Raw genomic sequence first — 12,391 nt, forward strand, 5'->3', positions numbered from 1 at the left:
GCACGTAGGAGCACGACCCGGGAGCATACGGCTCCCCTCGCCTCCTTGCTGCGTCATTCGGATATCTCCCTGGTGAGCGGTGGCGGTGGCGGCACATCGACGCCCAGATCGAGCAGCGAGGACCGGACCACGATGTCCCAGCTGGCATGTTGGGGGGCGGCGAGGCGGCAGCGGCGTTCCGCGTCGGCGACGACCCGCCGGTGCGCTTCCAGTTCTGCGGTCATCGCGGCGAGTTGTCGCGACAGCGGCTCCACCATCTGGGCGGCGGCCTGGGTGAGTACCTGGACGGCATCGGCCCGCCGTTTACGTCTGCCCAGTATTCCTGCCGCGCATACCCCGCCGACGCCGGTGAGCAGGCCGCCGAGGACAGATGCCACTTCACTGATCATGCTGTCCTCCCAAATGCGGCAGGGTGGTCGCGTCCTTCCTCAGGCGCGTTCGTCGGTGGCCGGATCGCGGAATCCGGGAATCTTCAGCGCCGCGCCGATGACGCCCAGCGCTTCGGCGGTGGTCCGGTCGCCCAGGAAATCCCAGCCGGGGAAATTCGCCCCCCGGGCGGTTCCGGCGCCGGAGAGCTGGTCCAGCGTGAGGCCGACATGTTTGTCCAGATAGTGCAGCAGGGTTCCCACAGTGACCTGCTCACCGTGATAGTTGGTGATTTTCTCTTCCAGGAATGCCATCGGCTCGCCCTTTCCGTCGAGGAGCGCCTGTACGTCCCGGCGGAAGGCGTTCATATCTATACCCGCCGGGTCGATCTTTCCTTCACTGGAGTACTCGCGGTGCGCGACGCAATCGCCTGCGCCGCGGCCGATCCGCCGGAGCAGGGCCGCGCATCCACGCTTGTAGGCGTCGAGCTGAGCCGGCGTCCAATCCCAGGGTTCTGTGCCACACGAGACGGCTTCGATGCCGATGGTGTGGTAGTTCGCGTTGTTCGTCGGCCAGCCGGGCCGGCTACCGCGCCCGGCGTGCCAGCAGACGCCGACGGCGATCACCCGGTAGGTGCCGTCCTTCTCGAGCACCAACTGGGCGAGCGGGCCCGGCAGATCGGGGCGACCGTTCTGGACGATGCGCCAGTCGTTCGGGCCGCCTCCGCCTGTGTGGTGGCACAGCACACCGCGGATATCGAGAAAGTCGCCGTGGCCGCGTTCGCGCCAGCCGTCGTGTTCGATGACCGCCAGGCCGGCGCCACGTAGCACATCGGCCAGCCATACCGGGTCTCCGCTCCAGGCCATCGGACCCTCCTGTTCCGCGCCGATCGTCGTCGGCGCCCCGGGAGGCCGGCCGTGTTCACCGGTGCGGGACGCGACCGGCGCTGCGGGGCGTGAACTGCGGTGATAGACAACCGCTCTCTTCACCGTAGGCCCTTTTCGGTCTCTTTTCAACCTTTTTCAGTCACTAATAGGCCTTCTTCGTACACCGAAATATCGGGATTCCGCCACAGAGCCGAAACTATCGGGCACTTGATTCAGACCCTGCCCGATCCCAGAATGGTCGACATGGATGCGACGCCCGCGGAGTCGGAGGAAGCGACCACCGAGGAGGCGCGACTGGACGCGGCGCTGGGCGCGGAGGTACGCGCGATGCGGGCGCGGCGCGGGTGGAGCCAGGAGACGCTGGCCGAGAAGGCCGGGTACAACAAGAAGACCATCATCCGGCTCGAACGTGGCGAACGGGCGATGACGATGGCGCAGATGTACAAGATCTGCAGGGTGTTCGGTATCCGGCCGAGTGACCTAGTCCTCGCCGCGGAGAAGGAAGTCGGCATCCAGTAACGAGGCCGGGTCGACCCCGCGCCGGCGTGCCTCGACGACGAACGACGAGACGGTCGTCGTGGTGGGATCAGCGTTCAGATAGTCCGCCATAACAACGGGGCGGTCCTGAGCTTCGTTGCCCATGAGCGTTTCCAGTTCTGACCGATCCACGCTCGCGAGGTGTTTCCGCTTCCCCCGCGGAGCCCGACAGTTCCCACTCGATTTCCTTTCCGGGGCCGGCGCGGTGCGGCGGGGCGATTTCGCCAAATCGGGTCCGGCCCAGCTGCCTTCCCGGCCTCGGCTCCGGACCGGGGTGTACCCCGGTCCGGTCATCTCCGTGACCGGCCCGATCGGGCGAACCCTGCACTCCCGGAACCAGCTCGATACCCACACCGACACCTTCCAGCTACCCGACTCCTGCGCCCAGGCCCGTAGCCAGAGCCTGAGGCCGAGTGTAATTATTTTCGCGCGCTCCGCCTAGGCCCGGAAGGATCGATGAATCAATGGGTTTGACGGCCGGGGCGCACAGGCAGACACAGCTGAACTGCGGTACAACGCTTTTCGCACTACGCCCGCACGGTAACAGTGGGGTACGACATGCCCCGGCACAGGTGTTTCATCCCGGCTCCGCGGCCGGCCGGCCGAGCGATCGAGAACTACTGCGCGGCAGCGAGGAATACGTCGAACAGCAGAACGCGCGGAATGGGGGCGGCGGCACGAGCGGTCGGCGCCGTGCCGCGGCTCTCAGCAAACCTTGCGGCGTGCTGCCGAACGCGCCCGGTTCCGGCGTGCGCATCCCGCAGACCGAGGGGCACGGTAAAGCGCGCGCCTCATCCCGGTGCACCGATTCGGCACGCTCGGTTTCGAACAGCCCGGTCCGGTAATCCGCACTCCGATCACCACACCATCACGGTGGTGACCTCCGCATGATGCCGTGAAAGGAGCAAGATCATGGGTTTCCCGGAACAGCAGCAACAGGTGCCAGGCGTCCAATCCGCGATGACACCCGTCCCCGATTGTGGCGAGAAGAGTTATCGCGGCAGCGGCAAGCTGACCGGCAAGTCGGCGGTGATCACCGGCGCCGACAGCGGTATCGGCCGGGCGGTCGCCATCGCCTTCGCCCGGGAAGGGGCCGATGTGCTGATCTCCTACCTCGACGAACACGATGATGCCGCGGAAGTGGGCGCTCTGGTCGAGGAAGCGGGCCGCAAGGCGATTCTGGTCCCGGGCGATCTGTCCGACCCGGCCCACTGCCGGGCCGTGATCGAGCGCGCCGCGGGCGCCTTCGGCACGATCGACGTGCTCGTCAGCAATGCCGCCTACCAGATGACGCACGAGACGCTCGAGGAGATCAGCGACGAGGAATTCGACTACACCTGGAAACTCAATATGGGTGCGTACTTCTACTTGGTGAAAGCCGCGCTACCCCATATGCGCCCGGGCGCCTCGATTATCGGCAGTTCCTCGGTCAACTCCGATTCCCCCTCCCCCACCTTGGCGCCCTACGCGGCCACCAAGGCCGGGATAGCCAACTTCTCCGCAAGCCTCGCGCAGCTCCTGGGCGAGCGGGGGATTCGGGTGAACAGTGTCGCCCCCGGGCCGATCTGGACCCCACTGATTCCTTCCACCATGCCCAACAAGAAGGTCACCGCATTCGGCGACAGCACGCCGCTCGGGCGCGCCGGGCAACCCGCCGAGCTGGCTCCCGTCTATGTTCTGCTCGCCTCCGACGAGGGCAGTTACGTTTCGGGCGCTCGGGTTGCGGTGACCGGGGGGAATCCTATTCTGTGACCCACCCCGGGGCGGTCCGGCGCGTTACTGCCGCATCACGCGATCAGGACCGCCCCGGCCGGTCGCCGCGGCCGACCAGGCCGCGGCGTTCCTGTTCGCGGTATCCGTATGTCGCCTTGCGGACGGTGAGGTCGTCCTCCCACCCGGATCCGACGGCGCCGGCCACCGTGCCCAGCGCACTGGCCATCACCGCGATCGTCAGGTAGTCGGCGAAACCGACGGGGCCGCCGAGCACGCTCGCGAGATAGGACGGCGGGATCACCAGGCACACCGCGGCCAGCGTCAGCAGGAACAGTACGGCGAAGAAGACCCCGGCGCCGATACCCACCGTGACGGCGGTGCCGGCATTGCGCAACGCGGTATCGCGCCCGTGGGCGGTCTCTCCGGCGCCGCGATGTTCCCAGAGTCCGTGCCCCACCACGATCCACACGGTCAACGCGATGACCGAAGCCAGCGCCACCCCGGCCAGACGCAGGTTGCCCATCGCGTCCGCCAGCTGCCAGATACTCGAGTACAGCACTCCGAACGCCGTACCGGCCAGTGCGCTACCCAGTGCCGTGGACAGGCCTACGAACAGCCGCCAGGGCCTGTTGGCGCGCACCATCCCCGCGAGCAACGCCGGATAGCCGGTCACCCGATCGCGCACCACCCGCACACCGCTGTCTTCTGGATCGATCCGTACCCGGGCGCCCCGGAGGTGGGCTGCCGCCTCGGCCACCACTTCCCCCGCCGCTGTCCGGTCCGGGGCCGGCAGGGCGGCGACGATCACCGCCGCCAGCTTCTGTAGCCGCTGCCGTATGCCGAGGCCGCCGAGCGCGGGTAAAGAGATGAGCGCGACGCGGTGGCGCAGGTCCAAGCTCGTGAGCAGGATGTCGCCGTCACTGCGTATCGGCACATCGGTCAGGCACAACGCCAGATCCCATGCGGTATCGCGGACATGCCGTCCGGCTTTGTCGATCAGGTATTCCAGATCGGGGTACATGGCCTCGAACGGATCGTCGAGGACCTCGAACTGCCATCTCGACGGGTCGCCGCGGCGGGTCAGCTCCGCGGGCAGGTTTTGCACCAGTTCCCGGGCCAGCCGCACCGGCAGATCGGGATCCGCCACCACACCGACCACCACGGGCGAGGCGTGACCGTTCATCTCACCGGCCACCCGCGCTGCGGAACCGGTCGGCTCGAGTACGGCTCATCGTCGTCCTTCCACTTACTGTCCTGCTCCTATTCGATGATGCCCGGCTGCCTATCGGACAGATGGCGTCCGACATCGTCACCGTGCCGGGGCAGTACGACCCCGAGCAGCACCATGCCCACGCCGAGACCGAAGTGCAGCCAGTTGTCGGCAGTATCCAGAGGCACGAAGTTGGCGGCGCTGTGCTGGTCGACGATCAACCCGTACACCCACAACAGCAGATAGATCGCCCCGCCCACCAGTAGGTAGGCCCGGGCCGCCCGAGGTCGCGAGCCGGCGATCAGACCGGCGACACCGAAGGCCAGATGCACGATATTGTGCAGCACCGACACATTGAACAGACCGAGCAACTGGGCCTGGGAATGGTGTCCCGCCCAAGCGAGGTCCCCGTAATCCGTGGTGATCCCCGGTATGAAGCCGAGCACCCCGACCAGCAGGAAAATCGCGCCGACCGCGGTGGCGGCGACCTGTACCGGCGAACGGGCGGTCGGGGTGGCGGCGAGGTTCCGGTTCGACACTGGCTCGTCCTTCCTCCTCGTGGCCGAGCGGGCCGATCCCGCTCCGGCCTCCACTGCGGGTGCCCCGCACTCCACGCGGCAAACCCGTGCCGGTCGAACGCTGTTCCCGGCCAGGGCCATGTTTCGTGCTGGTGATCCCGGGTATCGCGAGCGCGTTCGACGGCCGGGCAGCCGCGCCCCGGTGGCCGAGGTGATCCGGAAGATCGGAGGAGCAATGGCAGCCGAACCGAGTGTGCAGATACCGGTGCCCGTACAGGACGCGTTCGCGGTTCTCGCCGACGGCTGGCTGTACGGGCTGTGGGTGGTCGGTGCCTCGCATATCCGGAAGGTCGACAGCGGGTGGCCGCAGGTGGGCACCCGCATCCATCACAGCGTGGGCGGCTGGCCACTGGCCCGGCAGGACACCACGAAAGTGCGCGCGATCGACGCACCACACCGGCTCGAGCTGGAGGCCCGGCTGTGGCCCGCGGGTGCGGCCTATATTCGGCTCGACCTCACGGAGCTCGGCCCGGACCGCACCGAGATCAGGATGACCGAACGCGTTGTCCGCGGCCCCGCGAAATACCTACCCGGGCGAGTACAGGATCTCGCGCTGGTACCGCGCAACCGCGAATCACTACAGCGGCTCGCCGCCCTCGCCGTCGGGCGATCCTCCCGTACCCCGAGCTGACCCCACGGTCTGCGGGGTACGCCCGGCGGCTGCCGGCGGACGCTGGCTCTGGTGAGTCGGTCGTCCCAGGCGGAAGGCGGGGTGGGCCGGCGCCAGCGGCGCACTGGGACCGGACCGGTGGGCGCGCAGAGCCGCGGCGAGTTCCGCGCATGCGGCGGACGCGTCATAGCGCGGAGTCCAGCCGAGTTCACGAGCGGCCCGGCCCGCGTCGACCAGGCTCGCCCGGTCGGCCAGCCGCAACCAGGCCGGATGCAATGGTTGCAGACCCAGCCGCCAGCTCACGCCGGCTCCGATGGTGAGCGCACGGTGCGGCACGGGCACGTGGAAGCCGCCGAACGCCGCGGCCAGGTCGGACGCGGTGAGCACGGGATCGGCGGCGAGGTTGAACGCGCCGGTGGCGCGTTGCTCGATGATCGAGCCGACGGCCGCGGCCACATCCTCGGCATGCACGAACTGCAGGCGTAACCCGTTCCACAGCGGCACCGGCAGCCCTGGGCGGCCGAGTACCGCGCGCGGCAGCCACCGGCCGAACAACCAGTCGCCCAGTTCCGCGGCCGCGTCGGCCTGCACGACAGCACACGGCCGGATACGCGCCACCCGTATCGCGGGCTGCCGATGTTCGAACGCGTCGAGTTGCGCCTCGAGCTCGGCCTTGCCGCTGCTGTAGGCGCTCCCGGACAGACCCCCGCACGGATACTGCTCGTCGACGCGGCTCCACCGCGCGGCAGGAGTGTAGGCCGCCACCGAGGACGCGCACACCACGTGCCGTACCCCCGCGTCGGCGACCGCGCGGAGAACATTGGTGGTGCCGTCGGCGTTGGTCCTGCTCAGCGGCGGATCGGTCCGGTGCGGGTGAACCGCCCAGGCCAGATGGACCACTACGCCGGCGCCGGCGAAAACTTTCGCCAGAAAGGCCGCCGACGCCGGCTCGCCGATATCGCATTCGACCCACCGTGCCCGGTCATACGGTTCCCGCCCCCGCGGCGGACGGCGGCGGGCGATCCCGACCAGTTCCTGGCCGTCCTCGGCCGCCCGCCGCAACAGCGCGGTGCCCAGATTGCCGCTGGCGCCGGTGACCACGATCTTCATCGAACTCGCACCCTCCGACGGACGACACTGTTCACGGCCGGAAAACCGCCCGGATACAGCCCTGCTGTTTGGTCTTGAACAGTTCGTAGCCGTGTACCGCGTCCTCCAGCGGCATATCGTGGGTGATCAGATAGGAGGGGTCGAGATCTCCCTGCTGGATGTAGTCGAACATCCGCGGCATGTACCGCTGCCCGTGCTGCTGCGCGGTCCGGATGGTGAGACTTTTGTTCGTCACCAGGCCCATCGGGAATTTGTCGGTGAGGCCGTAGATACCGAGCACCGAGACGACCCCGCCTTTGCGGCAGGCCAGCAGTGCCTGCCGCAGCGAGGTCGCCCGGTCGGTTTCCAGGCGTAGCAGCTGTTTGGCCCGGTCGTAGAGCTGTTGCAGACCTGTACCGTGCCCCTCCATGCCCACCGCGTCGATACACGCGTCCGGGCCCCTGCCGCCGGTCATGTCGAGTAGGGCTTCCTGGACACTGTCCACCGCGGTGTAGTCGATCGTCTCCGCGTCGTATCGGTCCCGGGCGAGGGCCAGGCGCTCGGGGATCCGGTCGATCACGACGGCCCGCTCGGCGCCGAGCAGCCGGGCGGCGTGGGCCGCCATCAGTCCGACCCCGCCGCCTCCCCACACCGCGACGGTGTCACCGGGAGCGATATCGCAGAAATCGGCGCCCATGAGGCCTGTGGGGACCGCATCGGAGCAGAACAGCGCCTGTTCATCGGTGATGCCCTCCGGGACGGTGAAGCAGTTGACATCGCCGAAGGGGACACGAATGTAGTTCGCGTGCGAACCCTGGTAGCCGCCGAACGGATGGGTGTATCCGTAGATACCGCCGGTTGGATGACCGAAAACAGGTTGCTGCAGGGCGGCGTTGGGGTTGGTGGTGTCACACACCGAGTACAGGTCGTGCTCGCAGTACCAGCACGCTCCGCACCCGATGAACGACGGCACCACCACCCGGTCCCCCACCTTCGTCGCGGTGACCTCCGCGCCGGTCTCCACCACCTCACCCATGAACTCGTGGCCGAACACATCGCCCTCGCGCATGCCGGGAAGGTAACCGTCGATGAAATGCAGATCGGAGCCGCAGGTCGTTGTCAGCTTCACTCGCACGATCACATCGTGGGGATTGACCAGACCCGGGTCGGGCACAGTTTCGACCGCGAGATCGTCGACTCCGTTCCAGCACAGTGCACGCATCATGCCTCCTGTGGGGCCGTCCGACCGCTCGGATTCCGGTCGAGGGTAGGCATTTCGCCTGTCTGCATCAGCGCACGCGCGCGATAGAGGACCGCGAAGATCGCCGCGCCGGTGAGCTGTCGCGGCAGCGGCGCCGTCGCCGACATATGTACTTCGGTGCCCCGTTCCCGGGGCGCGTCGGTGAACTCCAGCTCGACTCGCGCGCGTTCGGGATCCACCGCGTCGACGAACTGTAGGCCGTTCTCCTCGGTCAGCAGCACGCTTTCCCAGCGGATCGCGTCCGCGCCGTCCGGTGCCGCGGTCCACTCGTAACGGTCCGGGGCTGTGGATCGCACGTGGGCGAAACCGTCGAAGACGCGGGACAGGTTGTCCGGGTCACGCCAGAATTCTTCCACTGCAGCCCGCGGCCGCTCGATCGTCAGGGCCCGCCTGCCGGTTCCGCCGGACACCGAACCCATGGCTCGGCCGACAAGAGTGACCACTTCGTCTTTCGCCTTCTGTAGGTAGTCCACGCGCTCTCCCTTCCGAAATGTCGGTCCGGCAGCCCCAGCGCGATACCCCGGAGGCCGCGGCGCAAACCCGCCCACGCGCGCCCCAACTTCTCCTTTTCGACCACGGGAACCGGGGTAGGCCGAATCCATAACGAAAGGAGTCGCCTTGACCGAAGCCGAACACACGGAACACAACGACAACGACAAGCCCAAAGGCGGCCGGCCGGGCCCGACCGACCAGGGTCGCGACGGCGGGATGGCCACGCGCGAGATCGCGCCGGAGGTGACCGTCGCCGACGAAACGCAGGAACCGCCGGACTGAGCTCGTCGCCACCCCGCCCGCGGCGGCGGACCCGGCGCTCGATCAGAGGTCTACCGTGCGTGTCACTACTATCCGCTCGCCGTCCTCCCGGATCGAGGCCACGAGATCGTCCGGGCGGGGCCGGAAGCCCGGGGCGGAATCCAGGCCGTGGGTTTCGTCGAGCACGGTCACCCTGACGCGGTGGGCGCCGGGGGCGCGCACTGTGATGTCGACTCCTTCCGGCGGCAGATCGCGAAACCGTATCTCGCCGGGCCAGGTATCGGCCCGCTCCCCTGCGACGACCAGTTCGACCGGCACCGAGCCCGCGACGGTCGCGGCCACCCGGTCGATCGGGTGATCGATCCGCAGCACCAGCCCGGACGCCGCACGCCGGGACGCCGCATGCACGGTGACGGTGTCTCCGTCGCGATGGAGAACGTCGAGCACCGGGCCGTCGAGCGCCATCGGTTCGGCCCGGCCGGTCCACAGGGTGCCCCGGGCATATCCGGGCGAGAGCCGCGCAGTATCGGTGCTGTTCACGAAGGTGCGGGTCCAGTCGGCCGGTTCCTCATCCCCACTCACCCAGCTCGCCGCACCGGTATCGGCGTTCAGCACATAGGCGAGATGAGCGCGGGCGGGATGCCGCGCGTCGAAGGTGTCGACCACGGTTCCCGCGCCGATCAAGAGCGCCGAAACAACCGCCGCCGTCACCGGCACCGCGACGGTGACACGGGGGCGGGCAGCGGGTGCGGGCAGCAGCAACTCGACCACTGGCAGCACCATCAGTACGAACAGTGCGGCAGCGGCCGCGGCGACCCCGCCGGAGGCGAAGCCGACCCCGTCGATCAGGTTCCCCGCCAAGGGCGCCAGCAGCGCGGCGGAAACCAGTGCGCCCAGTGTGAACACCGTCAGCGGCCACAGGCTCCAGCGCACCGGTACCAGCGCGGCCAGCGTACCCAGCGCCGCGAACAGGGCCGGCAGGGCGAACAGGAACGAGACACCGGGTGCCACCACCGCACACACCACACCGAGTACGGCAGGCCAGGTCAGGGCACCGATCGCCGGCGCCGCCGGCCCCAGGCGGCGACGCGCCGGCAGGTACCAGCCGAGCACCGACGTCACGGCAAGCGCCACCAGCGCCCACCGGTAAACCTGCGGACGGTGCAGCAACCCGTCCATCTGTTCGTACGCGGGACGCAGCCACTCCAGCACCGACCACATACCCTGCCCGAGCAACGCCGCCCCTCCCAGAGGCAATGCCACCGACCCCGCGGCGAGCAGCAGCTGCCGGGTTCCCGCCGACCCGCGGCGGTGCGCGAGCACGACCACCGCGCCGACCGCCACCGCGGCGAGCAACGCGACCGGCATCACCAGCAGGTTCGGATAGGTGATCATGGCGCCCGCGACCCGGAAATAGGTGGCGTCGTGGTCGGATCGCAACTCGGCCAGATCGGCCTCGCCCAGCGCGCGGGCGAGGTGGAGCATGTTCTCGCCGTGGTGCTGCAGGCTGCCCGGACCGAGGTTGTCGATGGTGTCCCCGGCCGTGTGGTAGTAGGACGAGTTCTCTATATAGGCGAAGTTGAGTCCGGTGAAGCCCGCTTTCGACAGAGCCGTGAAATCGGTCGAGTTCGGCATTGTGCGATACACCTCGACCAGCGACGAATCACCCCGCGGGTGTGGCACGGCGTCGGCGAACAGCGACACCAGCGCGGCATTATCCACTGAGGTCTCGAACATCAGTGACGGCCCGCCGACACCGCGCGCCTCCCAGTTCAGCACCACACCGCCGGAGCGGGCGATCGGGTGCTCCCGGGCGAACGCTTCGGCACCGAGCAGACCGTCCTCTTCGCCGTCGGTGAACAGCAGCACGAGATCGTTGCGCTGATCACCCTGCCCGGCGATCAGCCTGCCCACCTCCACCATCGCCGCGACCGCCGCGCCGTCGTCGGAGGCGCCCGGGCCCGTCGCGGCCGAATCATAATGCGCGACCAATAGAACCGTCCCGGTGGAAGCACGGCCGGGCAGGGTCGCGATTACATTGTCCACCCGGCCGAATGTCGCAAGCCCTTCCGACGCCCGCGCTCCGACGCCGCGCTGGGTTTGCACCGAGAAGCCCGCCGCCTCCATCTGGCCGGTGAGATAATTCCTGGCCCGGTCACTTGCCGGACTTCCCAGCGGCCGCGGTTCGGTGGCGAAGCGGTGCAGATGGGTCAGGGCACGTTCGGCGCTGAATCGGTCGGTCGTCGTCGCCGGGACCGGCCGAGGACCGCTTCCTTCGACGACGACGGTGACCGCCGCCGCGGCCATCAGCACGAGCAGGGCAACCAGCCCCGCGGCTACCCGGTGGGGGGATTCGATCAGTCTCGCGCGCACGAGGTGACAGTATGTCGGCACCCCGGGGCGGGCGGTCACTGCCGTACGCGAACCCGCACCCGGTGAGGGCGGGTCGTCTTCCTCGATAACGGCCCGCGACCTACAGCGCCCGCCCCGCCTGAACGAGGCCGCTACCGGAAACACCGGGTGCGAATCGAGAGTCGGCTGGGCACCGGGTCAGGCCGTGGACTCCTCCGAGTCGGCCTGAGCCATTTTCAGGAGGGCCCGGTGCAGCCCCTTCGCCGGTTCGCCCGCCCGCTTACCGCGTAACTCGACTTCCGCGAAGCCCTCGACCAGTGCCCGCCCGGGATCCAGTAACCCCGCGCCGATATCCGGCCCGCCGCTCAGGGAACCGGCCATCAGGATCCGCCAGGCTTCTTGACGCGCTCGGTAGTCCCCCGCCTCGTCGAGGGCGGCCGCGAAGGCCCGGACCACCGCGGCATACACCGGCCGCCCGGTGGTGCCGGCCCGGCGGAAACGTTTTCTGGGCGATCCGGGCCCGGTGATACCGGGGCCCGCCAGTTCCGCACGTTCCAGGGTGATCCACACCGGAGTCGGTTCGGCCGAGCCCGACTCCACCGCTTTCTTGCGCTCCCGGCGGATCGTATCGTCGCGTTGTTCGGTGACCTCGATGCCGTGCAGCGCGACGGTGTACTTCGTGAGCAGATCGTTCAGCGCGTCGGAGATCTGTTGCACCACCTCGATTTCCATCCCGGCCTGCTCGAAGCCACGAATCTCCAGACCGTGCCGGCGGGCCATATCCTCGGCGAGCCGAACCGCGTCGGCGGGTTTGCCACGAGTTCCCGGCACCACGGTCAGCGCCTCGGGCGGCGAGAACGGCTCCGACTCCGCCGGGGGCGAGGAAAGCGTTTCGCGCGTGGACGGTTCAGCCACCAAATGCAATGCAGGAGTTGTCTGCGGCCGGTCGGTGTGCACCGGTCCCTCCGGTACCCCCGAACGCCCCGGCTCGACCGATGACTCCGTGTGCAGCGACTCGTCCGGTACCTCCGCACA

At 68.5% G+C, this 12,391-nt stretch carries 13 protein-coding genes; 4 read left to right on the forward strand and 9 right to left on the reverse strand.

The window, feature by feature from the left end; all coding sequences use genetic code 11:
- Positions 1–53 precede the first annotated feature (53 nt).
- Positions 54–389 carry a hypothetical protein gene (locus tag NS4_RS05585; protein ID WP_063058343.1) on the reverse strand — a complete coding sequence of 112 codons (336 nt, stop codon included), beginning with the start codon at positions 387–389 and terminating at the stop codon, positions 54–56.
- 39 nt (positions 390–428) lie between these two features.
- On the reverse strand, positions 429–1,232 hold the full coding sequence (locus tag NS4_RS05590; protein WP_084486797.1) for a peptidoglycan recognition protein family protein: 804 nt from the start codon (positions 1,230–1,232) through the stop codon (positions 429–431).
- A gap of 264 nt (positions 1,233–1,496) precedes the next feature.
- On the opposite strand from NS4_RS05590, the gene NS4_RS05595 reads away from it, so the two are divergent.
- Positions 1,497–1,772, forward strand: coding sequence for a helix-turn-helix transcriptional regulator (locus NS4_RS05595; protein ID WP_169811725.1), 276 nt, complete (start codon positions 1,497–1,499; stop codon positions 1,770–1,772).
- A 930-nt stretch (positions 1,773–2,702) separates the two neighbouring features.
- Positions 2,703–3,542: an SDR family oxidoreductase gene (locus tag NS4_RS05610; RefSeq protein WP_063058347.1), complete on the forward strand. Its 840-nt coding sequence runs from the start codon at positions 2,703–2,705 to the stop codon at positions 3,540–3,542.
- Positions 3,543–3,585: 43 nt separating this feature from the next.
- Here NS4_RS05610 and NS4_RS05615 read toward each other — a convergent pair whose 3' ends face one another.
- Both NS4_RS05615 and NS4_RS05620 read right to left on the reverse strand, forming a co-directional pair.
- Complete coding sequence (locus NS4_RS05615; protein ID WP_157105899.1) at positions 3,586–4,686, reverse strand: hypothetical protein; 1,101 nt, start codon at positions 4,684–4,686, stop codon at positions 3,586–3,588.
- A gap of 77 nt (positions 4,687–4,763) precedes the next feature.
- On the reverse strand, positions 4,764–5,252 hold the full coding sequence (locus NS4_RS05620; protein WP_063058349.1) for a DUF4383 domain-containing protein: 489 nt from the start codon (positions 5,250–5,252) through the stop codon (positions 4,764–4,766).
- 214 nt (positions 5,253–5,466) lie between these two features.
- On the opposite strand from NS4_RS05620, the gene NS4_RS05625 reads away from it, so the two are divergent.
- On the forward strand, positions 5,467–5,922 hold the full coding sequence (locus NS4_RS05625; protein WP_063058441.1) for an SRPBCC family protein: 456 nt from the start codon (positions 5,467–5,469) through the stop codon (positions 5,920–5,922).
- Here NS4_RS05625 and NS4_RS05630 read toward each other — a convergent pair.
- Genes NS4_RS05630 through NS4_RS05640 form a run of 3 tightly spaced genes read right to left on the reverse strand, consistent with a single transcriptional unit; the run spans position 5,869 to position 8,724 of the window.
- Positions 5,869–7,011 (reverse strand): NAD-dependent epimerase/dehydratase family protein, encoded by a 1,143-nt coding sequence (locus tag NS4_RS05630; protein WP_084486801.1) that lies wholly within the window; start codon positions 7,009–7,011, stop codon positions 5,869–5,871. The two genes, NS4_RS05625 and NS4_RS05630, sit on opposite strands and share 54 nt — an antisense overlap.
- Before the next feature lie 31 nt (positions 7,012–7,042).
- Positions 7,043–8,212 carry a zinc-dependent alcohol dehydrogenase gene (locus NS4_RS05635; RefSeq protein ID WP_063058442.1) on the reverse strand — a complete coding sequence of 390 codons (1,170 nt, stop codon included), beginning with the start codon at positions 8,210–8,212 and terminating at the stop codon, positions 7,043–7,045.
- A complete protein-coding gene (locus NS4_RS05640; protein ID WP_063058350.1) occupies positions 8,212–8,724 on the reverse strand; it encodes an SRPBCC family protein in 513 nt (170 codons plus the stop codon). Before NS4_RS05640 ends, NS4_RS05635 begins: the two co-directional genes overlap by 1 nt.
- 145 nt (positions 8,725–8,869) lie before the next feature.
- Here NS4_RS05640 and NS4_RS32585 point away from each other — a divergent pair, with 145 nt between their 5' ends.
- Positions 8,870–9,025: a hypothetical protein gene (locus tag NS4_RS32585; RefSeq protein WP_169811726.1), complete on the forward strand. Its 156-nt coding sequence runs from the start codon at positions 8,870–8,872 to the stop codon at positions 9,023–9,025.
- Positions 9,026–9,067: 42 nt separating this feature from the next.
- Here the strand turns inward: NS4_RS32585 and NS4_RS05645 are convergent, their stop codons facing one another.
- Both NS4_RS05645 and NS4_RS05650 read right to left on the reverse strand, forming a co-directional pair.
- Positions 9,068–11,377: a M28 family peptidase gene (locus NS4_RS05645; RefSeq protein WP_218020305.1), complete on the reverse strand. Its 2,310-nt coding sequence runs from the start codon at positions 11,375–11,377 to the stop codon at positions 9,068–9,070.
- 177 nt (positions 11,378–11,554) lie between these two features.
- On the reverse strand, positions 11,555–12,391 hold an 837-nt coding region (locus NS4_RS05650), incomplete at its 5' end, for a hypothetical protein (protein WP_218020306.1).

Source organism: Nocardia sienata NBRC 100364 (assembly GCF_001613205.1).
Lineage (GTDB): Bacteria > Actinomycetota > Actinomycetes > Mycobacteriales > Mycobacteriaceae > Nocardia > Nocardia sienata.